The following is a 22375-nucleotide window of genomic DNA, read 5'->3' as shown; positions in this document are numbered from 1 at the left end:
CCCCCGAGTCGAAAAGTTGGGCGAACCACCTCACACTGGATCGGAGCGTGACATTCCAGCTACTGACGGGGAGGAGGTAGGGACATGCGCGCGCCACACAGCAGGGCAGCCGCTCTCGCCTCGGCCGCCGCACTCCTCGCCGGACTCGCCGTCGCGGCCGAGGTGCGCGCGGCTCCCCCGCCCGCCGAGGACGCCCCGCCGTCCGCCGTCGCCCAGGAGCTCGAGGACTTCGGGGCCTCCTGCCGCACGGTCGTCGAGGGCTCCCGGGTCACGGCCTACTGCCACAACCCCTACCCACGCACCGACCGGGTCCGACTGCACGTCGAGTGCGACCGGTGGTGGGACGTGGACACCGACAGCGCCCCCGTCGAGGTGGGCCCGACCGTCTTCGCCCAGCTGACCGGCCGCTGCTGGAAGGAGGTCCGCACCGCCTGGCTCACGCATGAGCCGGCGGAGCCGGCTCCGCAGGCCCCAGGTTCCTGAGGCACATGAACGGATAGCCGGCCGCCTCGGCCGCCGCCGTGGCCGCGTCGCCTGCCCGGATCGCCTCCACCAGGCGCGCGTGGTCCATGTGGTGCTCCGGCCGCAGCTCCTGGCCCACGTCGTCGCGCAGCCACTGCCGAAGAACGTCCCCGAGGTCGGCGTAGAGCGCGGTCAGGACGTCGTTGTGCGAGGCCACCACGACCGCGTGATGGAACGCGGCGTCCGCCGTCACGAACCGCTCGGCGTCGCCCGACCGCCAGGCCTCCTCGCGCCCCGCCAGCAGCGCGTCCAGCTGCTTCATGTCGCGCTCCGTGCGCCGCTGCGCCGCGAGCCGCGCCGCCGAGGACTCCAGCGTCGAACGCAGCTCGGCGATGTGCCGCGGGTCGGACCCGGCGAACCGCCGGTGCATGACGCCGGCGAGCTCGCTGGTCGCGACGACGTAGGTACCCGAGCCCTGCCGGATGTCGAGCAGCCCGTTGTGCGCGAGCGCGCGGACCGCCTCGCGCACGGTGTTGCGGGCGACGCCCAACTGCTCGACCAGTTCCGGTTCGGTCGGGATCCGCGACCCGACCGGCCACTCACCGGAGGTGATCTGGTTCCGCAGCTCGGTGATCACCTGATCGGAGAGCCCGGAACGCCGGGGGGAGCCGAGCGCCATGGTGCACCTTTCGTTTCGTTCCGGATTGGACAATCAATCATCCCATGATTCTATGATGGCGCTCATGCATGACGAGCCCCAGACCCTCGAGACCGCCGCACCGCCGGCCCGTACCTCCACGACGACCGCCACCGAGGTGGATTCTTCCGCACCGGCCCGGCCCGCCCGCTGGATCATCCGGATCGTCCTCGTCGGGCTCGTCCTCGCCGCGCTCAACCTCCGCCCCGCCATCACCAGCCTCGGCGCCCTCCTCGAAGAGGTCCGCGACGGGCTCCACATGAGCGGCAGCGTGGCCGGCGTCCTCACCTCCGTGCCCCCGCTCTGCTTCGCGGTCTTCGGCATCACCGCGCCCCGCCTGGCCCGCCGCTTCGGCCCCGCCGCCGTCGTCTGCGCCGGCATGGCCGCGATCTTCGCGGGCCTCGCCGTCCGCCCCTTCGCCGCCGGCACCGTCGGCTTCCTCGCCGCCAGCGCCCTCGCCCTCATGGGCATCGCCGTCAGCAACGTCCTCATGCCCGTCATCGTCAAGCGGTACTTCCCCGACCGCGTCGGCTCCGTGACCGGCCTCTACTCCATGGCGCTCGCCCTCGGCACCTCCCTGGCCGCCGCCGCGACCGTGCCCATGACCGAGGCCCTGGGCGGAAGTTGGCGCACCGGCCTCGGCGTCTGGGCGGTCCTCGCCGCCCTCGCCGTACTGCCCTGGATCCCACTGCTCCGCGACCGCGGTACGGGACCGGCGGCCGCCCCCGCCGACGAGCCGTCCCAGGAGGCGGCCCAGGCGGCCCCTGCGGCCGCCCCGCTCCGGATCACCCGCAGCCGTACCGCCTGGGCCCTCGGCGTCTTCTTCGGCCTCCAGGCCACAGGCGCGTACATCACGATGGGCTGGATGCCGCAGATCTTCCGCGACGCCGGCGTCCCCGCCGGCACGGCCGGTGTGCTGCTCGCCGTCACCATGGTGATGGGCGTACCGCTGGCGTTCGTCATCCCGCGCCTCGCGACCCGGCTCACGAACCAGGGGCCGATCGCCGTCGCCCTGGGTCTGTGCGGCCTGGTCGGCTACACCGGCCTGTACGTCGCGCCCGCCGCCGGCGCCTGGGCCTGGGCCCTGCTCCTCGGCATCTCCAACTGCTCCTTCCCGCTCGCCCTCACCATGATCGGGATGCGCTCGCGCAGCGGCGCCGGTGTCGTCCGGCTCTCCGCCTTCGCCCAGAGCGTCGGCTACCTCATCTCCATCCCCGGTCCGCTCCTGGTCGGCGTCCTCTACCAGCACAGCGGCGGCTGGGCCCTGCCCATCGCGCTGATGGCCGGGCTGATGATCCCCCAGATGATCGTGGGCACGCTCGCCGGAAGGGACCGGACGGTCGAGGACGAATGCTGAGATGCGAGACTGTCCGCATGCCAGTGCTCGACCCGAACCCCCAGAACGGCCAGAAGAAGCTCCTGCTCGTGCTCGGCGCGATGCTCGGGATCTCGGTCGTCATCGCCGTCATCGCCACGATCGCCTCACCCTGATCGCTTCATCGTGATCCCTTCATCGTGATCGCCTCGCCCTGATCCCGCCCCCGACCGGCCCCGACCGGCTCCGTGGTGGGGTTAACCCCTCCATCCCCTAGGGGGTGAGTGTCAGGGTGAAGTGGGTGGATCACCGGATGGGCCCACAGGTCCGCGCTCCGTAGCGTGGAGACATCGCGGCAGTCACCGCCGCGGAAGTCCCCGACCCACGGAGGCGGCCATGGCGGCCCGTACGCACACCCGGACCCCGTCCCCGTCCGTCGGCGGCGTCGACACCCGGCTTCCCTGGTGGGCGCTCGCCCTGCCGGTGGCCGCGTTCGTCGCCCTCTTCCTGCTCATAGCGGGACCGGGCGGGGCCCAGGCGGCCGGGGGCGACGCGGCGGTCGGCCACCTCCTGGAGCAGATCCAGCAGGGGTTGCCCCGCTGACCCAACACCCTGCGCCCGGTGGCCCGTTTCATGCGAAGCTGGAGCCCATGAGCGTCGATACACCCCGCAGGATTGTGCTGCTCCGGCATGCCAAGGCCGACTGGCCCCAGGTGTCCGACCACGAGCGCCCGCTCGCCGAGCGAGGGCGCACGGACGCCCCCGTGGCCGGCCGCCGTCTCGCCGACACCGGAATCTCCTTCGACCTGGCCCTCTGCTCGTCCGCCGTCAGAACCCGCGAGACCTGGAAGCTGGCCGTGTCGGAGCTGCCGCACCGACCCAGGACCGTGTACGAGGAGCGGCTGTACGAGGCATCGCTCGGCGAACTGATCGCCCTGCTGAACGAGGTCTCCGACGAGGTCAAGGACCTCCTCGTCATCGGCCACAATCCCGGCATGCACGGACTCGCCGACGCCCTTTCGGGTGCGGCCGAGGGCGACGCGCTGGCCCGGATGAACCGGGGTGGCTTCCCGACCTCCGCCTTCGCCGTGGTCGGCTTCAACGGCTCCTGGAAGTCCGTGGAGCACGGTGTGGGCACCCTGCTCGACTACTGGGCCCCGCACAGCTGATCCGTCGCGTACGCCGAAGGGCCCGGTCACCGTGCGGCGACCGGGCCCTTCGCCGTACAGGCGGGGCGGGGCCCGGCGGTCAGTGCAGCAGCTCCTCGTCGCCGTCCGCCGCCTCGACCTCCTCGCGGGTGATCCCCAGCAGATAGAGGACGGTGTCGAGGAAGGGGACGTTCACGGCGGTGTGGGCGGCCTTGCGCACCACCGGCTTGGCGTTGAACGCCACCCCGAGCCCGGCCGCGTTCAGCATGTCCAGGTCGTTCGCGCCGTCGCCGATCGCCACGGTCTGGGAGAGCGGGACGCCGGCCTCCGCCGCGAACCGGCGCAGCAGCCGCGCCTTGCCCGCCCGGTCCACGATCTCGCCGGTGACCCGGCCGGTCAGCTTGCCGTCCACGATCTCCAGCGTGTTCGCCGAGGCGAAGTCGAGCCCCAGCCGCTCCTTGAGATCGTCCGTGACCTGGGTGAACCCGCCCGAGACGACCCCGACCTGGTAGCCGAGCCGCTTGAGCGTACGGATGAGGGTGCGCGCACCGGGGGTGAGCCGTACCTCGGCACGCACCTTGTCCACCACCGAGGCGTCGAGCCCGGCCAGCAGCTCCACGCGCGCGTGGAGGGACTGCTCGAAGTCCAGCTCGCCGCGCATCGCGGCCGCCGTGACCTCGGCGACCTTGTCCTCGCAGCCCGCGTGCGCCGCGAAGAGCTCGATCACCTCGTCCTGGATCAGCGTCGAGTCGACGTCCATGACGACCAGCCGCTGGGCACGGCGGTGCAGCCCGGCGGAGACGACGGCCACGTCCACACCGATGTCGTGCGCCTGGGTGGCCAGGGCGGTCCGCAGCGGCTCGGTCTCGCAGCCGGAGACGGCGAACTCGACCGCCGTCACCGGGTACTTCGCGAGGCGGAAGATACGGTCGATGTTGCCGCCGTTCTCGGCGATCCTGGCCGCTATGGCGGCGGTCTGCTCGGCGGTCAGCGGGTGGCCGAGGACGGTGACGTGCGAGCGGCCACTGCCGCGCGGACGGTTGTCGCCGGTGCCGGAGATGATCTCCGCCTGGAGCTTCAGCGACTCGGCCCAGCTGTGGACGGTCGCCCGCAGCTCGCCCTGGGAGGCGACGGTCGGCTCGGTGACGAGCGCGCACAGGACGAGGCGGCCGCGGGACACGACCTGCTCGATGTCCACGACGTCGACGGAGTAGGCGGCGAGGGTGTCGAAGAGCCCGGCGGTGATCCCGGGACGGTCCTTCCCGAAGATCTTGACGAGAAGGGTGGGAACGTCTGAGGTCTGCGATGCGCTCATGGTGGTTCCACCGTATCGGGCACTGGGTGCCACCAGTCCCCCCGTCCCGCGTACCGGACACCCGACTGGTCGCACCCTTGCCACGGTAGCCCTCCCAGGGCCGCCGCGACCCGTCACGGCCCGTCCCGCGGCCCCGGCGGGCGTGGGCGAGGGGGAGGCGGCGGTGGCGGTGGGGGAGGCGCCCAGAGCCCGGGACCCGCCTGCGTCGGAGCGCTGTGCAGACCGCCGCCGCCCTGTTCGGTCCCGTACGGATCCGGCCCCTCGCCCGGCGGGCGGTACGCCGTCGGGGGTAGGTACGGCCCCGGCCGACCGGCCGGCTCCCCGCCTTCGGCCTCCCGCCCACCCGCCACCCCCGCCGCACACACGAGCAGCGCCCCCAGGCCCCCCGCTCCCGCGCCCCACACCGCGCCCAGCAGCAGCGCCGCCCCCACGTCCCCGTGCAGCTCGAGCGACGCGTCGAACGCGCCGACCCCGAGCACCGCGAGAGACGCGTCCGCGGACACCCCGCTCAGGACCACCAGCAACGGCAGCGCGAGCGCGGTCGCCCCACCCAGCCGCACCCCGCACCGCCCGGCGAACGCGGCCGCGCCCCGCCCCGCCCGTGGCGTACGGGCCGCGGCCAGCACCCCCGCGGCCAGCATCGTCGCGGCCGCGGCGACCGCGAGCAGCCACACCGCCCCGTCGAGCTCCGCGAGCCCGGCCACCGTCACCGGCCGCTCCGCCGAGCCCCGTACCAGCGCGTCCAGCGGATCCGGCAGTACCTCCGCCAGCGACCCGCGCGCGGCGCCCCGCCAGGGCACGAAGAGCCCGAGCGGCACCCCGACCCCCACCCCGTTCGGCGCGCCCAGCAGCGCGGCGCCGGCGACCCGGTGCGGATGTTCGTCACCGATCGCCGCGTACCCCGCCGCCGCGTATCCGGCCGCCACCGCCACCAGGACCACCGTCACCAGCGCCGAGACCACCGGCCGTGCCACCCGCCGCACCGCGTCCCCGACCCGCCCCGGCGGCAGCGGCGCCCGCCGCGAGGCGAGCAGGGCGATCCCCACCACCCCGACGACCCAGAACAGCGCCCCCGCGAGCGAATCGGCGGCGTTCACCGTGAACCCCACCGTCGCCTTCGCCTCCACCAGGTCCCCGACCCGGTCCGGCAACAGCCCCCCGATGTCCCCGATCCCCCCGATCTCCCCGATGTCCGCGATGCCGCCGGTCCCCGGGATCTCGTCGACGCCCCACGTGCCCCCGTCGATCGTCACCACGTCGCTCCCGGCCCACGCCAGTCCACCCACGACAGCGAGGAACAGAATCACCAGCGCCAGGACCCGGGCGGCGAGTTCCGTCCCGGAGACGTACGGCCCGGCGCGACGCAGCGAGCGCAGAAAGAAGTACGCGAGGAACAGAGCCCCCGTCAGAGAGACGCCCAGTGGCGTGAAGTCGACGGCGGTCTCCACCGCCGCACCCTCCAGACCGAATGTCGTCACATCGCCGGACGGAGTCACCGAACCGCCCACGCCGAGCACGACCACCGCGGCCGTCATCGGCCCGAGTTCGCCGGCCGCGTCCGCGCCCAGCAGGTGCAGTCCGAGCGCCGCGGCACCCGCCATGCCCACCAGCGCCCAGCTCACCGCGGCGACCGAGGCCAGAATCACATCGATCGCGACCGCCCGCCCGCCATCACCGCCCACACCCATCAGAACCCCCCGGTTCATGGCGAGTTGCCCCATTCATTCATGATCCGTACGTACTCATGGGCGCTTACCACTCTCCGGGGTGGTTTCTCCTCGCGTCAACGGCTCGTGCAGGGGGCACTCGGGGGCGGTCGAAGCACGCCTCTGCGGGGTCTTCACACCGCCCGACTTTCGGAGTACGGGCAGGGCCTGAAATAGTTCCCCCCGATGTTCGCCATCCCTAGACTCCCTGCGACGGGGGTACATCGGGGGACAAGTAGTGGGGCATGGAGTGCCAGAACTCGTACTGGAATTGAACGGAAGGACCTGGACTCTCGATCCGTCCAGGTCGTACACCCTGGGACGTGATCCGCAGGGCGACCTGGTGATCGACGACGCCAGGGTCTCGTGGCGACACGCCACCATCAGCTGGGGCGGCCGGAGTTGGGTCATCGAGGACCACGGCTCGACCAACGGCACCTTCGTACAGGGGCAGCGGATCCACCAGATGGAGATCGGCCCCGGTTCCGCGGTGCACCTCGGCAACGCGACCGACGGCCCGCGGCTGAACCTCGCCGGCGGCGCCCCGGCACAGCAGCAGGCAGCGGCCCAGGCGCCGCACGCGGCGCAGGCGGCCCACGGGGCCCCGAACGCCCAGCAGGCCGCGGCACAGGCCGACTGGGCCACGCACCAGGCCCCGCCGCCGCAGCAGGGCTGGCAGCAGCCCCAGCAGGCCCAGGGACACGCCCAGCCGCCGTTCCCGCATCAGCAGGGCGGCCCCGTCGAGCAGTTGGCGCAGAAGGTGCCAGGCCAGGGTGGCGGCGCCGCGGGGGCGCCGCCGGTCTACGGGGACCGCAGCCCCACCACGTTCCACCAGCTGGCCCTCGGCCACGTCATGCGGATCGGTCGTGCGCTCGAGAACGAACTGGTCGTCTCCGACCTCCAGGTCTCGCGCCACCACGCCGAGTTCCACGCCACGCCCGACGGCCGCTTCGAGATCCGTGACCTCGGCTCCCACAACGGCACGTACGTCAACGGTCAGCCGATCGCCAAGGGCGGCTCCGTCCTCATCGGCCCCAACGACATCGTCGGCGTCGGTCACTCGACCTTCCGGATGGTCGGCGGCCAGCTCGAGGAGTTCGTCGACACCGGTGAGGTCTCCTTCTCGGCCCGCCACCTGACGGTCACCGTCGACGGCGGCAAGCAGATCCTCAAGGACGTCTCCTTCGGCGTCCCGGAGAAGTCGCTGATCGGCGTCATCGGCCCGTCCGGTTCCGGCAAGTCCACTCTGCTCAAGGCGCTCACCGGTTACCGTCCGGCCAACGAGGGCGATGTCCTCTACGACAACCGGAGCCTCTACAAGCAGTTCGCCGAGCTGCGCCAGCGCATCGGTCTGGTCCCGCAGGACGACATCCTGCACAAGGAGCTGACCGTCCAGAAGGCGCTCCGCTACGCGGCCAAGCTCCGCTTCCCCGGCGACACCGCCGAGGCCGAGCGCGAGGCCCGCATCGACGAGGTGCTGCGCGAGCTCAAGCTCGACATCCACAAGGAGAAGAAGGTCACCTCCCTCTCCGGTGGCCAGCGCAAGCGTGTCTCCGTCGCCCTGGAGCTCCTCACCAAGCCGTCGCTGATCTTCCTGGACGAGCCGACCTCCGGCCTCGACCCGGGCATGGACCGCGACGTCATGCAGCTGCTGCGCGGTCTCGCCGACGACGGCCGCACGGTCCTCGTCGTCACCCACTCGGTGGCCGAGCTCGGCCTGTGCGACAAGCTCCTCGTCATGGCGCCCGGCGGCTCCGTGGCCTACTTCGGTCCGCCGGAGGAGGCGCTGAACTTCTTCGGCTACAGCACCTGGGCCGACGTCTTCTCCGCCTTCGAGAACTACCGCGACTACGACTGGGCGGGCCGCTGGAAGGGCTCGCAGCACTACCAGATGTACGCCGCGGACATCGACGCCGTCGCCGCGCAGCCGGTCCAGATGCCGCAGCAGGCGATGGCCAGGCAGCCGAAGCCGCAGGGCTGGGGCTCCCAGCTGTGGACCCTGATCCGCCGCTACTCCTCGGTCATCGCCTCGGACAAGGGCTTCATGGGCCTGATGGTGATCCTGCCGGCCGTCCTCGGCCTGGTCTCGGTCGTCATCCCGGCCGACTTCGGCCTCGCCCCGCCCACGCCGCCGTCCCGCTTCAACGGCGACGCCGGCACGATCATGCTGATCCTCGCGGTCGGCATGTGCTTCTCGGGCGCCGCCAACTCCGTACGAGAACTGATCAAGGAGCGGGTCATCTACGAACGGGAGCGGGCCACCGGCCTGTCCCGCTCGGCGTACCTGATGTCCAAGGTCATCGTCCTCGGCCTGATCACCGCCTTCCAGGGCGTGATCATCTGCGGCATCGGCTTCGCCACCCGCGAGTTGCCGGCCGAGGGCCTGGTCATGCCGCCGGCCGTCGAGCTCTGCGTCACGATCATCGCGCTCGGCTTCACCTCGATGATGTTCGGCCTGGTCATCTCCTCGCTGGTGAAGACCGCCGAGAAGACGATGCCGCTGCTCGTGATGTTCGCGATCGTCCAGGTCGTCTTCACCGGCATCCTGTTCCAGGTGTACGGATCTCCCGGCCTGGAGCAGTTCGCCTGGCTGATGCCCTCGCGCTGGGCCATCGCGGCCGCGGGTTCGACCCTCGACCTCGCGCACCTGATGCCGCCGTGGGACCACAAGGACCCGACCAACCTGGACCCGCTGTGGGACCACACCGTCGGCCAGTGGGGCTTCAACCTCACGATCCTGCTGCTCATCGGCATCGCCTGCGGCTTCGCGGTGGCGCGTCTGCTGCGCCGCCACGAGCCCGAGGTCATGCGCAAGTAAGCGCCGGTCGTTCGACGCCGAAGGGCGGCACCCCGTACGTGGGGTGCCGCCCTTCGGCGTGAAGCGAGGCTCTTAGTACGCGCTGTTGACGTTGTCCATGGAGCCGTAGCGGTCGGCCGCGTAGTTGCAGGCGGCGACGATGTTGGCGACCGGGTCGTACTGGTCGAACTTGGTGCCCGGCACGTGGTACGCCTTGAAGGTCGGGTAGATGACCTGGAGCAGACCCTTGGAGGGGACGCCGTTGATGGCGTTGATGTCCCAGTTGTTGATGGCCCGGGGGTTACCGCTGGACTCCCGCATGATGTTGCGGTGGATGCCCTCGTAGGTGCCCGGGATGTTGTGCTTGTCCATGATGAACAGCGCCTCGCGGATCCAGCCGTCGAGGTTGTTCGCGAAGACCGGCTTGCGGGCGGCGGCACGGCTCGCGGCCGCCTTCGCCTCGGCGCGCTTCTTCGCCTCGGCCTTGGCCTTGGCCTCGGCCGCGGCCTTCGCCTTGGCCTGAGCGTCAGCCTTGGCCTTGGCGTCCGCCTTGGCCTTGGCCGCGGCCTTCGCCGCGGCGTCGGCCTTGGCCTTCAGGTCGATCGCGTTCTGCTGGTCGGTGAGGCTCGCGTGCAGAGCCTTGGCCTGCGGGCTGTTGGCGTTGTAGGCCCACGCGACCTGCTGGGTGTTGCTGAGCGCCTGCGGCTCGGTCTCGGCGGCAGCGTTGCTCGGGACGAGGGAGAAGCCCACGGCGATGGCGCCAAGGGCGGCCACACCGGCAAGGGAAGCCTTGTGCGTCTTCTTCAGCCGATAGTGGCCAGGAGTGTTCGCGGACATGCAGGACTACCTCTTCGAATAGCAGGGGGTCGCTCAGGCCGGGGCGGCGCTTCGCCCTCTCGGCGGCGACGGCTGCAATTCTTAGCGGCAGCAAAATGCTGTGGCAAAGGTGTGACGTACGATCCCGGGTAGTGGATCAGGGGCCTGTGCACGAGGCACGAAAACAGGCCCGGGACCCGCTCAGACAGCCCTCATCTGTCCCTTTTGCATCCACTAGGGGGGTTCGTAAGTGACCTGCGTCCTATGCGCGGGCTCACATCGGGCACGTAACGAACTCACCACGCGTTGCTTCACTAATGCGCACGGTGAGGGGCCTCCTCCGGGAGGATGAGGTGGACGTCGCCGAACTCGTGCCAGAGGTACAGCTCCCGTACCGCTTCGGTGTAGGCACGGTGCAGGGCCTGGCCCCCGGCGACCGCCTCCAGCATCAGCAGATGCGAGGCCTCGGGCTCGTGCAGCCCGGTCAGCAGCCCGTCCACCACCCGCACCCCGCGAGCCCGGGTCACGACCAGATCGGTCCACCCCGAGGCGGCCCTGACCACCCCCGCGGCACCGGTCGCCGACTCGAGGGCCCGCACGGCCGTCGTCCCCACGGCGATCACCCTGCCCCCACCGGCCTTCGCCGCGTTCACCAGCCACGCCGTCGACGCCGGGACCTCGAAGCGCTCCGGGTACGGCGGTTCGTGGGCCTCCGCCGACGCCACCCCCGTATGAAGGGTGAGCGGAGCGAACTGCACCCCCCGCCGCACCAGCTCCGCCACCAGACCGGCCGTGAAGGGCCGGCCCGCGCTCGGCATCTCCGCCGAACCCGAACCGTCGGGGGAGGGGAGCGCGAAGACCGTCTGATACGCGGCCAGCGGCTGGTCCCGCTCCGTGTACCCGTACCGGATCGGCCGCCCGTACCGTGCGAGCAGCGCCGGTACGGAGGTGTCCGCCCGCGCCCACCACAGCCGGTCCGCCCCCGGCACCAGCGGCTCCTCCAGGACGAGACGCGCCCCTCCCGGCAGCCGGACCACCGCTCCTCGCGGGCCGCCCGGCCGCGGCCGCGTGCTCCCGGCCCCGTCCGGCTCCCGCACCTCCACCGCCCACCGGCCGTCGTCCCCCCGCGTCGAGAAGTGCACGACGACCGCCTCCCCGCCGCCCTCCCCGCCCAGCCGCCCGGTGACGGCGGCGGCGAGCGTCGCGCTCGTGTTCACGACGAGCACGTCACCGGCCCGCAGCTGCCCCGGCAGGTCCCGGAACGCGTGGTGCGACACCTCCGTCCCGCGCGACACCATCAGCCGCACGTCGTCCCGCCCCCGACCGGGCCCGCGCTGCTCGGCCGGAATCCGCGCGCTCAGCTTCTCGGGCACCTGCACCCGGACCGCCGGCGTCATCGCGTCTCCATCAAGGCCGGTGCGGCATAGCGGCCACTCGCAGGACGCTCGTCGAGCAGCCGGAGGAAGACGGGAGCGACCTCGGCCGGAGCGGGCGTCCCCGTCAGGTCCTCGCCGGGCTCCGCGGCGGCCAGCATGTCCGTCCGCATACTGCCCGGATCCACCCACCAGACCCGCAGCCCCGGTTCCTCCACCGCCAGGACCGCCGACAGCTGGTCCAGCGCCGCCTTCGTCGCCCCGTACGCGCCCCAGGTCCGGTACGCCTCCGCGGCGGCGTCCGAACTCAGGTTGATCACGGCTCCCGCCGGTGCCGTGCGCAACAGGGGCAGTGCCTCCTGCAGCAGGCCCAGCGGAGCCACCACGTTGATCTCCAGGGCGGCCCGGAAACCGTCCAGCGAGTGGCTGTCGAGTGGCACCAGCGGCTCGGCGCCCAGGATTCCCGCGTTGTTCACCAGCAGATCGAGCCCACCGAGCTCCCGCGCCGCGGCCACCAGCTCCCGGCGGTGGACCGCGTCCGTGACGTCCCCGGGCAGCGCCACCACCCGTGCCCCACGCGCGCGTGCAGCCTCCGCACTCTCGTCGAGCACCTTCGCCGTCCGGGCGTCCAGCACCAGATCCCAGCCTCGCTCGGCCAGCGCCACGGCCAGCGCCCGCCCCAGCCCCTTCGACGCCCCCGTGATGATCGCGACAGCCATGACATCCATCCCCTCTCCCGACGATGGATCCAGCCTCCGGCCGCGGCCCCCGCCGCCGCCTCGTCCGCGGGCCCCGACCGCACAAGGCACTTCGACCTAGTCCCACGGTCCTAATCAGCGGCCGTCCCCAGGCGGATACGTACGGTCACCGGGCACCGGTACGGTGAATTCATGAGTCACCGACCGAGCTCCGGCCTGGCCGCCGTGAGTACCGCGCTCCTGGCGATGAGCCGCCATCTGGAGGTGCGCGACGTCCTCAAGACGATCGTGGCCTCCGCCCGTGAGCTCCTCGACGCCGAGTACGCGGCCCTGGGCGTCCCCGACGACCACGGCGGCTTCGCCCAGTTCGTCGTCGACGGCGTCAGCGACGAGCAGTGGCGGGCCATCGGGCCGCTGCCGCGCCAGCACGGCATCCTGGCGGCCATGCTCCACAAGGCCGAGCCCGAGCGGCTCGCGGACGTGCGCAAGGACCCCCGCTTCGAGGGCTGGCCCGCCGCCCACCCGGAGATGTCCGACTTCCTCGGCCTGCCCATCCAGGACGGCGAGGAGACCATCGGCGCCCTCTTCCTCGCCAACAAGCGCTGCCCCAAGCCGGACGGCAGCTGCGGCTTCACCGCCGAGGACGAGGAGCTGCTCTCGATCCTCGCCCAGCACGCCGCCATCGCCCTGACCAACGCCAGGCTCTACGAGCGCAGCCGCGAGCTCACCATCGCCGAGGAGCGCTCGCGCCTCGCCCACGAGCTGCACGACGCCGTCAGCCAGAAGCTCTTCTCGCTCCGGCTCACCGCCCAGGCCGCGGCCGCACTCGTCGACCGGGACCCGGCCCGCGCCAAGGGCGAGCTCCAGCAGGTCGCCGCGCTCGCCGCCGAGGCCGCGGACGAGCTGCGCGCCGCCGTCGTGGAGCTGCGGCCGGCCGCGCTCGACGAGGACGGCCTTGTCCACACCCTCCGCACCCAGATCCAGGTCCTGGACCGGGCCCACAGCGCCCGCGTCACGTTCGACAGCTCGGGTGTGCGCGCGCTGCCCGCCGCGCAGGAGGAGGCCATGCTCCGAGTCGCCCAGGAGGCCCTGCACAACGCGCTGCGGCACGCCGAGCCGGAGCTGGTCGCCGTCTCCCTGAGCCGCACCGGCCAGGGCGCGCTGCTCACCGTCACCGACGACGGCAAGGGGTTCGACCCCCGCACGGTCCGCCGGGCGGGCCGGCACCTCGGCCTCGTCTCCATGCGGGACCGGGCGGGCGGGGTCGGCGGCACACTCACCGTGACATCGGCACCGGGCCGAGGCACCACGATCGAGATGGAGGTCCCCGGTGGCTGACAACGTGATCCGCGTCCTGCTGGTCGACGACCACCAGGTGGTCCGGCGCGGCCTGCGGACCTTCCTGGAGGTCCAGGACGACATAGAGGTCGTGGGGGAGGCGTCCGACGGCGGCGAGGGGGTGGCGCGGGCGGAGGAGCTACGGCCCGACGTCGTCCTCATGGACGTCAAGATGCCCGGCATGGACGGCATCGAGGCGCTGCGGAAGCTGCGCGAGCTGGCCAACCCGGCCAAGGTGCTGATCGTCACCAGCTTCACCGAGCAGCGCACGGTCGTCCCCGCGCTGCGGGCGGGCGCCTCGGGGTACGTCTACAAGGACGTGGACCCGGACGCCCTGGCCGGCGCCATCCGCTCCGTACACGCCGGGCACGTGCTGCTCCAGCCCGAGGTGGCCGGGGCGCTGCTCTCGCAGGACGACGGCCACGGCGGCACCGGCCGCGGCTCCACGCTCACCGAACGCGAACGCGAGGTCCTCGGCCTGATCGCGGACGGCCGGTCCAACCGGGAGATCGCCCGGGCGCTCGTCCTGTCCGAAAAGACGGTCAAGACGCACGTCTCGAACATCCTGATGAAGCTCGACCTGGCGGACCGGACGCAGGCGGCGCTCTGGGCGGTGCGGCACGGTCTGACCTCCTGAGACGCGTGAGGCGGAAGGGGCACCTCCGTTCCCTTCTTCATACCGTCGGGTGTATGTCCCCCATTCGGCGCAACCCGGCGGGGGTGCGGGCGTTCTCCATGGCGTGCTGCGGCGGCCGGCCGCAGCGAATACCAGGAGGATCCTGAAGTGAACAACCTGAAGAAGGCCGCTGCCCTCACCATGGTCGCCGGTGGCATCGTCGCCGCCGGTGCGGGTGTCGCCTCCGCCCACGGCGCGGACGCGCACGGGCAGGCCGTCGGTTCGCCGGGCGTCCTGTCCGGCAACCTCGTGCAGGCCCCGGTCCACGTCCCCGTGAACGTCTCCGGCAACACGGTCAACGTGATCGGCCTGCTCAACCCGGCCTTCGGCAACGGCGCCGTCAACAACTGACGCCCCCACGAGCAGCCCGGCCCCCGGACGATCCCCCGGGGGCCGGGCTTTTCCCTGCCCCGACGCGTCAGCGTTCCCGCTCGCGCTCCTCCACGTACGCGTTGTAGGCCGCCACCTGTGCCCGCCTGGCCACCCGCTCCACCGGCCGCAACGCCGCCCCCCGCGCCGCCAGCCCCGCCTTCCTGACGCGTTCCTCGCACCGTTCGGCGCCGGGGCGCCTCTCGGGCTTCGGATCGCTGCGTCGGACTCCGTCCGCCGGTGGGGGGCGTCGCACGGTCAGCGTTCCCGCTCGCGCTCCTCCACGTACGCGTTGTAGGCCGCCACCTGTGCCCGCCTGGCCACCCGCTCCACCGGCCGCAACGCCGCCCCCCGCGCCGCCATCTCCGAGGCGCTGACCGCGCCGCCGTGGCCGTGGTCGTAGGCCAGGTCGATCAGCAGGCCCACCCGCTGGGCCAGTTCCAGTACCCGTACCGCACGTGCCGGATAGCCCGGGGCCAGGACCTCGCGGCCCGCCTCCGCTCGCGCCCGGTACGCGTCACGGGCCGCGTCCGCCACCGGGCCCGACGCCGCGACGTCCAGCTTCGTCAGCACGGCCGTCGCCTCGCGCAGCGCCTCCGCCAGCTCCCGCTCCGCCTCGCCGAGCGACGGCACGTCCGCGGGCGGGGCCTCCCGCACCGTCAGGCAGTGCCAGACCACCTCCACGTGCACGTCACCCGCCGGACCCGCCTCCCTGACCTCCGGCACCAGACCGTACGGAGCGCCGAAACCGACCACCGCCTCCTCCGCCTCCAGCGCCCTCGCGTTGAAGTCCGGCGGCCCGCTCAGCCCCAGCGGATGCCCCGGCGCAGGCAGCGCCACCCGCCACCCGGACACCCCGAGCCGCCGCAGCCGGCCGAGCGCCAGGGTCAGGCCGACCTGCCCCGCCTCACCCGGCAGCCCCTCCACGCGGTGCACCGCGTCGTCCCCGACAATGGCCAGCGCCGCGTCGTCCGGCGATACCGATCCGGCCAACAGGGCATTGCCCCAAGCGGCCAGGCGTCCTGAGCGTGGTTCCGAAAGCATGCCCCCAAGATTAGGGACTCCCCGCACCGCAGCAGGGAACTACCGGACCTAACGACCGGCCCGCTCCGACAGTGGCGTAGGTTTTCCCTGGACGCCGCGCCCACAGGCGCACGGCGACGACTCGACTCGACCGCAAGGGGAGACAACGCGCTCATGAGCGATGTACTGGAGCTGGTGGACGTATCCGTGGTCCGCGACGGACGGGCTCTGGTGGACGATGTCTCCTGGTCGGTCAAGGAGGGCGAGCGCTGGGTCATCCTCGGCCCCAACGGCGCCGGCAAGACCACCCTCCTCAACATCGCCTCCAGCTACCTCTTCCCGTCGACCGGCACCGCCACGGTCCTCGGCGAGCAGCTCGGCGGCGTCGGCACCGACGTCTTCGACCTCCGCCCCCGCATCGGTATGGCCGGCATCGCCATGGCGGAGAAGCTCCCCAAGAAGCAGACCGTCCTGCAGACCGTCCTCACCGCCGCGTACGGCATGACCGCCACCTGGCACGAGGACTACGACGCCGTCGACGAGGAGCGCGCCCGCGCCTTCCTCGACCGCCTCGGCATGACCGAGTACCTGGACCGCAAGTTCGGCACCCTCTCCGAGGGCGAGCGCAAGCGCACCCTGATCGCCCGCGCGATGATGACCGACCCCGAGCTCCTCCTCCTCGACGAGCCCGCCGCCGGACTCGACCTCGGCGGCCGCGAGGACCTCGTCCGCCGCCTGGGCCGCCTCGCCCGCGACCCGTACGCCCCCTCCATGGTCATGGTCACCCACCATGTCGAGGAGATCGCCCCGGGCTTCACCCATGTCCTGATGATCCGTCAGGGCAAGGTGCTCGCGGCCGGCCCGATGGAGACCGAGCTGACCTCCCGCAACCTGTCCCTCTGCTTCGGCCTGCCGCTCGTCGTCGAGCACGTCGGCGACCGCTACACCGCCCAGGGCCTCCCGCTCAAGTGACGCGCCGGGCGCCGTGACCGCACAGCACTGCGCCCTGTCCCGGAGCCACCCCACCGCCCTACCATGACCATGTGGACATCGACGCGTGGGTCTGGTGGCTGATAGGCGCGGTAGGTCTCGGCATTCCGCTGGTGCTGACCGCGATGCCCGAATTCGGTATGTTCGCCGTCGGTGCGCTCGCCGGAGCCGTGACCGCAGGTCTCGGCTTCGGCATCGTCGCGCAGGTGGTCGTGTTCGTCGTCGTCTCCGTCGCGCTCCTCGCGGTGGTCCGCCCCATCGCGGCCCGCCACCGCAACGGCCCGCCCCAGCACGCCAGCGGCATCGACGCGCTGAAAGGCCGTCAAGCCGTCGTCCTGGAACGGGTCGACGGCAGCGGCGGCCGCATCAAGCTCGCCGGCGAGATCTGGTCCGCCCGCACGCTCGACAACGGACAGGCCTTCGAACCGGGCGAACAGGTCGACGTCGTCGAGATCGACGGGGCGACCGCCGTGGTCATGTGACCGAACCCCCCGAACCCCCCACACGACGGCGTGCCGTCTGGGAAACTCGATCATCGAAATCAACCCGGCAGTCAACCGGTAGCGAAGGGCACGGGGAAACACGATGTCAGCAGTCATCATCGTCCTGATCATTCTGGTGGTGCTTGTCTTCATCGCCCTGATCAAGACGATCCAGGTCATCCCGCAGGCGAGCGCGGCGATCGTGGAGCGGTTCGGCCGCTACACCCGCACGCTCAACGCGGGCCTGAACATCGTCGTCCCGTTCATCGACTCGATCCGCAACCGGATCGACCTCCGTGAACAGGTCGTCCCGTTCCCGCCCCAGCCGGTGATCACCCAGGACAACCTGGTCGTCAACATCGACACCGTCATCTACTACCAGGTGACCGACGCCCGGGCCGCGACCTACGAGGTCGCCAGCTACATCCAGGCCATCGAGCAGCTCACCGTCACCACCCTGCGCAACATCATCGGCGGCATGGACCTGGAGCGGACCCTCACCTCCCGCGAGGAGATCAACGCGGCCCTGCGCGGCGTCCTCGACGAGGCCACCGGCAAGTGGGGCATCCGCGTCAACCGCGTCGAGCTCAAGGCGATCGAGCCGCCGACCTCCATCCAGGACTCGATGGAGAAGCAGATGCGCGCCGACCGCGACAAGCGCGCCGCGATCCTCACCGCTGAGGGCATCCGGCAGTCCCAGATCCTGACCGCCGAGGGCGAGAAGCAGTCGGCGATCCTCCGCGCCGAGGGTGAGGCCAAGGCCGCCGCCCTGCGTGCCGAGGGCGAAGCCCAGGCCGTACGCACCGTCTTCGAGGCCATCCACGCCGGAGACCCGGACCAGAAGCTCCTCTCGTACCAGTACCTCCAGATGCTCCCGAAGATCGCCGAGGGCGATGCCAACAAGCTCTGGATCGTGCCCAGCGAGATCGGCGACGCGCTCAAGGGCCTCTCCGGCGCCTTCGGCAACCTCGGCGGCGGAACCCCCGGCTTCAACACCGGCGCGGTGCCCGGCAGCCGTACGGGCGCCGAGACCGAGCGCCGCGAGGCGCCCCCGGTCGACTGACACGTACATCCAGTCGTGCATGATCGGTGCGAGCCCCTCGACCCCGACGGACGTCAGGGCGGGGAGGCGAGCCACTGATCCTGTAAGGAGATGGCGTTGTCCATCTGGGAAGTACTGGCGGTCTTCGCGGCCGGCGTCGGAGCCGGCACCATCAACACCATCGTCGGATCGGGAACGCTGATCACGTTCCCCGTCCTCCTCCTCACCGGACTGCCCCCGGTCACGGCCACCGTCTCCAACGCCCTCGGCCTCATCCCCGGCTCCATCAGCGGAGCAATCGGCTACCGCGAGGAACTCAAGGGCCAACGCCGCCGCATCCTGCGCCTCGGCACCGTCGCCGCGATCGGCGGACTCGCCGGAGCCGTACTGCTGTTGATGCTCCCGGCCCGGGCGTTCGAGACCATCGTCCCCGTCCTCGTCGCCCTCGCACTGGTCCTGGTCGTCCTCCAGCCCCGGATCTCCAAGGCCGTACAGGCCCGCCGCGAACGCGACGGCCACCCCGCAGACCCGGACGGCGGCCCGCTGCTGCTGACCGGCCTGCTCCTCGCCAGCGTGTACGGCGGCTACTTCACCGCCGCCCAGGGGATCATCTACCTCTCCCTCATGGGCATGCTCCTCGCCGACACCCTCCAGCGCCTCAACGCCGTCAAGAACGTCCTCGCCGCGATCGTGAACAGCATCGCCGCGCTGTTCTTCCTCTTTGTCGCCGACTTCGACTGGACCGCCGTCCTGCTCATCGCCGTCGGCTCGGCCATCGGCGGCCAGATCGGCGCCAAGGTCGGCCGCCGCCTCCCACCGCCCGTCCTGCGGGGCTTCATCGTCGCCGTCGGCACCGTCGCCATCGTGCAGCTGCTGCTCCGCTGAACGCCGAGGGCCCGCTCCCCGAAGAGGGAAGCGGGCCCGTGCCGTACGGAATCCCAGGATCACGCCGCCGAATTGGCCAGCCACTCCGGCAACTCGGACCGCTCACCGGCCCGCAGCGCAAGGAGCATCGCGTCCGCCGGCGTCGGCACGAACGGCTCGTGAAGCAGCGGCATCCCCGCCTGCTCCGGAGTCCGGTCCGCTTTGCGGTGATTGTCCTCGGCGCAGGACGCCACCGTGTTCAGCCAGCTGTCCCCACCACCCTGCGCCCGCGGCACCACATGGTCCACGGTCGTCGCGCGCCTCCCGCAGTACGCGCACCGGTGCTGGTCCCGGACCAGCACCCCCCGCCTCGACCACGGAGCCTGTCTTCGGAACGGCACCCGTACGTAGCGGCAGAGCCTGATCACCCGGGGCACCGGTATGTCCACGGCGGCGGCACGCATACGGAGATCGGGATGTTCCTGCTCCACGACGGCCTTGTCCTGCAGGACAAGCACCACCGCACGGTTGAGTGTGACCGTCGAAAGCGGCTCGAAGCTCGCGTTCAGTACCAGCGTGTCCCGCATTGTGCCCACCTCCCGTGTGCCGGCCCAGCCCCATGGCAGGGCTCCGGGCTGGGATCAACTCTGGCCGGGCGCGCCGGGTTGGACAACGCAATATCGTGCGCAACGAAAGATGCCCGCTTCTGATCTCTCCAAGACCAGAAGCGGGCAAACAACAAACGAACGCTCAGCTGTGCTCGGGAGCCGTGTACTCGGCGACCAGCTGCGCGCGCCCCAGCGTGTGGAACCGCAGATTGAATCCCACGGCCGCCGGCGACGCATCGGCACCCGGCCCGAGCTCCTCCGTGTCCACCGCGTACACGGTGAAGACATAGCGGTGGTTCTCCCCGGCCGGGGGAGCCGCACCGCCGAAGTCACTGGACCCGTAGTCGTTACGGACGTGCACGGCACCGGCCGGCAGCCCCTCGAACGACCCCGTGCCCGCGCCCGCCGGCAGCGTGGTCACCGACACCGGGATGTCGAACAGCACCCAGTGCCAGAACCCACTGCCCGTCGGAGCGTCCGGGTCGAAGCAGGTGACGGCGAAGCTCTTCGTCTCCGCCGGGAACCCCTCCCAGCTCAGCTGGGGCGAGGTGTTCCCCGCCGCGTACACCTGCGCGTCCTTCAGCACACCACCCGGCACGATGTCGTCGCTCACCACGGTGAACGCCGGCACCGGCGGATGGAAGTCGTGAGGGAGCGGCGCCCTCTTGCCCTCGGCCACGTCCGTACCTCCGTATCGCTGACCCGATGACCTGATGTACGGGGGCGAGCCTAGAGCCAGTTGCGCTTACCGCCGACGTCGGCCAGCCACTGGTTGACGTACGCGGCCCAGTCGGTCGTGTGGAAGTCCTGCAGACCCACCTTGAAGGCACGGAACGAGTCGCTGCCCTCGCTGAACAGCCCCGGCTTCTTGTCCATCTCCAGGACGACGTCCATCTCGCGGTCGTCCGCGACGAAGCTGATCTCGACCTGGTTCAGGCCGCGGTACTGCTGCGGCGGGAAGAACTCGATCTCCTGGTAGAACGGCAGCTTCTGGCGGGTCCCGCGGATGTGCCCCCGCTCCATGTCCGCGCTCTTGAAACGGAAGCCCAGCTGGATGAAGGCGTCCAGGATCGCCTGCTGCGCCGGCAGCGGGTGGACATTGATCGGGTCCAGGTCGCCGGAGTCCACCGCACGGGCGATCTCCAGCTCGGTGGTCACACCGATGTTCATCCCGTGCAGCTTCTGTCCCGCGATGGCGGTGACCGGCGTCTCCCAGGGAATCTCGAGACCGAACGGCACGACGTGCACCGCACCGGCCTGGACGGTGAAGGCGCCGCCGAGCCGGACCTTGACGAACTCGATGTCCTGCTTGGTCTCCTGGTCCGCACCCTCGACCTCGACCCGCGCCTGCAGTCCTACGGACAGCCCCTCGATCTGCTGGTCGACCGAACCGCCCTGGATCCGCACCTCACCCTGGACGACACCGCCCGGAACGACGTTCTCCTCGGTGAGCACCGTCTCGACGGACGCGCCACCGGCACCCAGGCTCGCGAGCAGCTTCTTGAACCCCATGAACAACTCCTTCTTGGTCCTGACCCCTACATACGCGCGAGGACCGTACCCGGTTCCCCAGTACGCTCGTACGCCATGAGCGAGAGCCCCGACCGTACGCCGCTCCCGCGGGACTTCTTCGACCGCCCCGTCCTGGAGGTCGCCCCCGATCTGCTCGGCCGCACGCTCGTACGGACGTCGAAGGCCGGCCGCATCGAACTCCGCCTCACCGAGGTGGAGGCGTACGCCGGCGCGATCGACCCCGGCTCCCACGCCTTCCGCGGCCGCACCGCCCGCAACGCCGTCATGTTCGGTCCGCCCGGACACGCGTACGTCTACTTCACCTACGGCATGTGGCACTGCCTCAACCTGGTGTGCGGCGAGGAGGGGCACGCGAGCGGAGTCCTGCTGCGGGCAGGGCAGATCCTGGTGGGCGCGGAACAGGCACGTACCCGTCGACTCTCGGCCCGATACGACAGAGAACTGGCCAAGGGACCGGCCCGCCTGGCCACGGCCCTCGACGTGACCCTCTCACTGAACGGCACCGACACATGCGCCGGCCCGGACTCCCCGCTGTCCCTCCTTACAGGCACCCCACCCCCGGCCGACCAGGTACGCAGCGGCCCGCGCACGGGGGTGGGCGGCGAGGGAGCGCCGCACCCCTGGCGCTTCTGGATCGACGCCGACCCGACGGTGAGCCCCTACCGCGCCCATGTGCCACGCAAGAGGGCCTCTTGACCCGACTTGACTCGGGTGCTGCGGACGCCTAACGTAGGCGAGCCGCTTGAAACGGGACATGCTTCTTCAAGCACCCCGGAGCGGCCATCCACTACCTACGACGAACCCCAACGGGTGCGGATTTCGGCATGCCGAAATTCAGTCCGAATGGCTCGATTATGAGTCGCCGGGGAATTCGGCTAAAGTAGTGACCACGCCGAAAGGCAAGGCCGCCAACCGGCCACCGGAAACAAAATCCGAACCGGAAACGGAACGGAAAAGGATCTGGTAAGGTTGGAAACACGAAAGACCGAAGGGAAAAGCCCGGAGGAAAGCCCGAGAGGGTGAGTACGAAGGAAGCGTCCGTTCCTTGAGAACTCAACAGCGTGCCAAAAATCAACGCCAGATTAGTTGATACCCCGTCCATCTTCGGATGGCGAGGTTCCTT

General features: G+C 71.1%; 25 protein-coding genes. 14 read left to right on the top strand and 11 right to left on the bottom strand.

Going from position 1 to position 22375, the window contains the following annotated elements; genetic code table 11:
• The first annotated feature begins 84 nt into the window (after positions 1-84).
• Positions 85-483 carry a hypothetical protein gene (locus tag ABZ939_RS23875; protein WP_361858656.1) on the top strand — a complete coding sequence of 133 codons (399 nt, stop codon included), beginning with the start codon at positions 85-87 and terminating at the stop codon, positions 481-483.
• Here ABZ939_RS23875 and ABZ939_RS23870 read toward each other — a convergent pair.
• On the bottom strand, positions 437-1141 hold the full coding sequence (locus tag ABZ939_RS23870; protein ID WP_361858654.1) for a FadR/GntR family transcriptional regulator: 705 nt from the start codon (positions 1139-1141) through the stop codon (positions 437-439). The two genes, ABZ939_RS23875 and ABZ939_RS23870, sit on opposite strands and share 47 nt — an antisense overlap.
• 64 nt (positions 1142-1205) lie before the next feature.
• Between ABZ939_RS23870 and ABZ939_RS23865 the strand changes: the two genes are divergently transcribed.
• The 4 genes from ABZ939_RS23865 to ABZ939_RS23850 all read left to right on the top strand — a co-directional run bounded on the left by ABZ939_RS23865 (position 1206) and on the right by ABZ939_RS23850 (position 3643).
• Positions 1206-2516 (top strand): MFS transporter, encoded by a 1311-nt coding sequence (locus ABZ939_RS23865; RefSeq protein ID WP_361858651.1) that lies wholly within the window; start codon positions 1206-1208, stop codon positions 2514-2516.
• Positions 2517-2533: 17 nt separating this feature from the next.
• Positions 2534-2650, top strand: coding sequence for an SGM_5486 family transporter-associated protein (locus ABZ939_RS23860; protein WP_261992078.1), 117 nt, complete (start codon positions 2534-2536; stop codon positions 2648-2650).
• A gap of 220 nt (positions 2651-2870) precedes the next feature.
• On the top strand, positions 2871-3077 hold the full coding sequence (locus tag ABZ939_RS23855) for a hypothetical protein (protein ID WP_361858648.1): 207 nt from the start codon (positions 2871-2873) through the stop codon (positions 3075-3077).
• A 47-nt stretch (positions 3078-3124) separates the two neighbouring features.
• Complete coding sequence (locus tag ABZ939_RS23850) at positions 3125-3643, top strand: histidine phosphatase family protein (RefSeq protein ID WP_361858645.1); 519 nt, start codon at positions 3125-3127, stop codon at positions 3641-3643.
• 79 nt (positions 3644-3722) lie between these two features.
• On the opposite strand, the gene serB is transcribed toward ABZ939_RS23850, so the two are convergent.
• Both serB and ABZ939_RS23840 read right to left on the bottom strand, forming a co-directional pair.
• Positions 3723-4937, bottom strand: coding sequence for a phosphoserine phosphatase SerB (serB, locus tag ABZ939_RS23845; RefSeq protein ID WP_361858642.1), 1215 nt, complete (start codon positions 4935-4937; stop codon positions 3723-3725).
• 113 nt (positions 4938-5050) lie between these two features.
• Positions 5051-6625, bottom strand: coding sequence for a streptophobe family protein (locus tag ABZ939_RS23840; RefSeq protein WP_361859044.1), 1575 nt, complete (start codon positions 6623-6625; stop codon positions 5051-5053).
• Between the two features lie 256 nt (positions 6626-6881).
• On the opposite strand from ABZ939_RS23840, the gene ABZ939_RS23835 reads away from it, so the two are divergent.
• Positions 6882-9461 carry an FHA domain-containing protein gene (locus tag ABZ939_RS23835; RefSeq protein ID WP_361858639.1) on the top strand — a complete coding sequence of 860 codons (2580 nt, stop codon included), beginning with the start codon at positions 6882-6884 and terminating at the stop codon, positions 9459-9461.
• A 72-nt stretch (positions 9462-9533) separates the two neighbouring features.
• On the opposite strand, the gene ABZ939_RS23830 is transcribed toward ABZ939_RS23835, so the two are convergent.
• From ABZ939_RS23830 to ABZ939_RS23820, 3 genes are all read right to left on the bottom strand, one after another.
• Entirely contained in the window at positions 9534-10277 is a 744-nt protein-coding gene (locus tag ABZ939_RS23830; protein ID WP_361858636.1) for a transglycosylase SLT domain-containing protein, read from the bottom strand.
• A 293-nt stretch (positions 10278-10570) separates the two neighbouring features.
• Positions 10571-11653 (bottom strand): S-adenosylmethionine:tRNA ribosyltransferase-isomerase, encoded by a 1083-nt coding sequence (locus ABZ939_RS23825; protein WP_361858633.1) that lies wholly within the window; start codon positions 11651-11653, stop codon positions 10571-10573.
• A complete protein-coding gene (locus tag ABZ939_RS23820) occupies positions 11650-12348 on the bottom strand; it encodes an SDR family oxidoreductase (protein ID WP_361858630.1) in 699 nt (232 codons plus the stop codon). The genes ABZ939_RS23825 and ABZ939_RS23820 overlap by 4 nt, the downstream gene beginning before the upstream one ends.
• Before the next feature lie 171 nt (positions 12349-12519).
• Here ABZ939_RS23820 and ABZ939_RS23815 point away from each other — a divergent pair, with 171 nt between their 5' ends.
• The 3 genes from ABZ939_RS23815 (at position 12520) to ABZ939_RS23805 (ending at position 14692) form a co-directional block, all read left to right on the top strand.
• Entirely contained in the window at positions 12520-13665 is a 1146-nt protein-coding gene (locus tag ABZ939_RS23815; RefSeq protein ID WP_361858627.1) for a GAF domain-containing sensor histidine kinase, read from the top strand.
• Positions 13658-14302 carry a response regulator transcription factor gene (locus ABZ939_RS23810; RefSeq protein ID WP_361858624.1) on the top strand — a complete coding sequence of 215 codons (645 nt, stop codon included), beginning with the start codon at positions 13658-13660 and terminating at the stop codon, positions 14300-14302. The genes ABZ939_RS23815 and ABZ939_RS23810 overlap by 8 nt, the downstream gene beginning before the upstream one ends.
• A gap of 147 nt (positions 14303-14449) precedes the next feature.
• Positions 14450-14692 (top strand): chaplin, encoded by a 243-nt coding sequence (locus tag ABZ939_RS23805; protein ID WP_361858621.1) that lies wholly within the window; start codon positions 14450-14452, stop codon positions 14690-14692.
• A 67-nt stretch (positions 14693-14759) separates the two neighbouring features.
• Here ABZ939_RS23805 and ABZ939_RS23800 read toward each other — a convergent pair whose 3' ends face one another.
• Together ABZ939_RS23800 and ABZ939_RS23795 are read right to left on the bottom strand one after the other, a co-directional pair.
• On the bottom strand, positions 14760-14966 hold the full coding sequence (locus tag ABZ939_RS23800) for a hypothetical protein (RefSeq protein WP_361858618.1): 207 nt from the start codon (positions 14964-14966) through the stop codon (positions 14760-14762).
• A 2-nt stretch (positions 14967-14968) separates the two neighbouring features.
• Positions 14969-15754 (bottom strand): hypothetical protein, encoded by a 786-nt coding sequence (locus tag ABZ939_RS23795; protein WP_361858615.1) that lies wholly within the window; start codon positions 15752-15754, stop codon positions 14969-14971.
• Between the two features lie 153 nt (positions 15755-15907).
• Here ABZ939_RS23795 and ABZ939_RS23790 point away from each other — a divergent pair, with 153 nt between their 5' ends.
• From ABZ939_RS23790 to ABZ939_RS23775, 4 genes are all read left to right on the top strand, one after another.
• Positions 15908-16705: an ABC transporter ATP-binding protein gene (locus ABZ939_RS23790; RefSeq protein ID WP_361858612.1), complete on the top strand. Its 798-nt coding sequence runs from the start codon at positions 15908-15910 to the stop codon at positions 16703-16705.
• Positions 16706-16776: 71 nt separating this feature from the next.
• The gene (locus ABZ939_RS23785; protein WP_361858609.1) at positions 16777-17205 is read left to right on the top strand and encodes an NfeD family protein; all 429 of its coding nucleotides are present in this window, start codon (positions 16777-16779) and stop codon (positions 17203-17205) included.
• Between the two features lie 103 nt (positions 17206-17308).
• Positions 17309-18268: an SPFH domain-containing protein gene (locus tag ABZ939_RS23780; protein WP_361858606.1), complete on the top strand. Its 960-nt coding sequence runs from the start codon at positions 17309-17311 to the stop codon at positions 18266-18268.
• A gap of 90 nt (positions 18269-18358) precedes the next feature.
• Positions 18359-19132 (top strand): sulfite exporter TauE/SafE family protein, encoded by a 774-nt coding sequence (locus ABZ939_RS23775; RefSeq protein WP_361858603.1) that lies wholly within the window; start codon positions 18359-18361, stop codon positions 19130-19132.
• Positions 19133-19191: 59 nt separating this feature from the next.
• On the opposite strand, the gene ABZ939_RS23770 is transcribed toward ABZ939_RS23775, so the two are convergent.
• The 3 genes from ABZ939_RS23770 to ABZ939_RS23760 form a co-directional block, all read right to left on the bottom strand.
• On the bottom strand, positions 19192-19698 hold the full coding sequence (locus ABZ939_RS23770) for an HNH endonuclease (RefSeq protein ID WP_361858600.1): 507 nt from the start codon (positions 19696-19698) through the stop codon (positions 19192-19194).
• Positions 19699-19861: 163 nt separating this feature from the next.
• A complete protein-coding gene (locus ABZ939_RS23765) occupies positions 19862-20398 on the bottom strand; it encodes a YbhB/YbcL family Raf kinase inhibitor-like protein (RefSeq protein WP_361858597.1) in 537 nt (178 codons plus the stop codon).
• Positions 20399-20448: 50 nt separating this feature from the next.
• The gene (locus ABZ939_RS23760) at positions 20449-21231 is read right to left on the bottom strand and encodes a sporulation protein (protein WP_361858594.1); all 783 of its coding nucleotides are present in this window, start codon (positions 21229-21231) and stop codon (positions 20449-20451) included.
• Between the two features lie 75 nt (positions 21232-21306).
• Here ABZ939_RS23760 and ABZ939_RS23755 point away from each other — a divergent pair, with 75 nt between their 5' ends.
• Positions 21307-21948, top strand: coding sequence for a DNA-3-methyladenine glycosylase (locus ABZ939_RS23755; protein ID WP_361858591.1), 642 nt, complete (start codon positions 21307-21309; stop codon positions 21946-21948).
• Positions 21949-22375: the final 427 nt, after the last annotated feature.

The sequence above is a fragment of the Streptomyces sp. NPDC046712 genome (assembly GCF_040645695.1).
In the GTDB taxonomy this organism is placed as follows: domain Bacteria; phylum Actinomycetota; class Actinomycetes; order Streptomycetales; family Streptomycetaceae; genus Streptomyces.
The sequence above is the reverse complement of the archived record's forward strand: the minus strand, read 5'-3'. Positions and strand labels throughout refer to the sequence as shown.

Coding starts and splice junctions, on each gene's coding strand:
- ABZ939_RS23875 (WP_361858656.1), top strand. CDS start 85: ATGCGCGCGCCACACAGCAGGGCAGCCGCTCTCGCCTCGGCCGCCGCA.
- ABZ939_RS23870 (WP_361858654.1), bottom strand. CDS start 1,141: ATGGCGCTCGGCTCCCCCCGGCGTTCCGGGCTCTCCGATCAGGTGATC.
- ABZ939_RS23865 (WP_361858651.1), top strand. CDS start 1,206: ATGCATGACGAGCCCCAGACCCTCGAGACCGCCGCACCGCCGGCCCGT.
- ABZ939_RS23860 (WP_261992078.1), top strand. CDS start 2,534: ATGCCAGTGCTCGACCCGAACCCCCAGAACGGCCAGAAGAAGCTCCTG.
- ABZ939_RS23855 (WP_361858648.1), top strand. CDS start 2,871: ATGGCGGCCCGTACGCACACCCGGACCCCGTCCCCGTCCGTCGGCGGC.
- ABZ939_RS23850 (WP_361858645.1), top strand. CDS start 3,125: ATGAGCGTCGATACACCCCGCAGGATTGTGCTGCTCCGGCATGCCAAG.
- serB (WP_361858642.1), bottom strand. CDS start 4,937: ATGAGCGCATCGCAGACCTCAGACGTTCCCACCCTTCTCGTCAAGATC.
- ABZ939_RS23840 (WP_361859044.1), bottom strand. CDS start 6,625: ATGGGTGTGGGCGGTGATGGCGGGCGGGCGGTCGCGATCGATGTGATT.
- ABZ939_RS23830 (WP_361858636.1), bottom strand. CDS start 10,277: ATGTCCGCGAACACTCCTGGCCACTATCGGCTGAAGAAGACGCACAAG.
- ABZ939_RS23825 (WP_361858633.1), bottom strand. CDS start 11,653: ATGACGCCGGCGGTCCGGGTGCAGGTGCCCGAGAAGCTGAGCGCGCGG.
- ABZ939_RS23820 (WP_361858630.1), bottom strand. CDS start 12,348: ATGGCTGTCGCGATCATCACGGGGGCGTCGAAGGGGCTGGGGCGGGCG.
- ABZ939_RS23815 (WP_361858627.1), top strand. CDS start 12,520: ATGAGTCACCGACCGAGCTCCGGCCTGGCCGCCGTGAGTACCGCGCTC.
- ABZ939_RS23795 (WP_361858615.1), bottom strand. CDS start 15,754: ATGCTTTCGGAACCACGCTCAGGACGCCTGGCCGCTTGGGGCAATGCC.
- ABZ939_RS23790 (WP_361858612.1), top strand. CDS start 15,908: ATGAGCGATGTACTGGAGCTGGTGGACGTATCCGTGGTCCGCGACGGA.
- ABZ939_RS23780 (WP_361858606.1), top strand. CDS start 17,309: ATGTCAGCAGTCATCATCGTCCTGATCATTCTGGTGGTGCTTGTCTTC.
- ABZ939_RS23775 (WP_361858603.1), top strand. CDS start 18,359: ATGGCGTTGTCCATCTGGGAAGTACTGGCGGTCTTCGCGGCCGGCGTC.
- ABZ939_RS23770 (WP_361858600.1), bottom strand. CDS start 19,698: ATGCGGGACACGCTGGTACTGAACGCGAGCTTCGAGCCGCTTTCGACG.
- ABZ939_RS23760 (WP_361858594.1), bottom strand. CDS start 21,231: ATGGGGTTCAAGAAGCTGCTCGCGAGCCTGGGTGCCGGTGGCGCGTCC.
- ABZ939_RS23755 (WP_361858591.1), top strand. CDS start 21,307: ATGAGCGAGAGCCCCGACCGTACGCCGCTCCCGCGGGACTTCTTCGAC.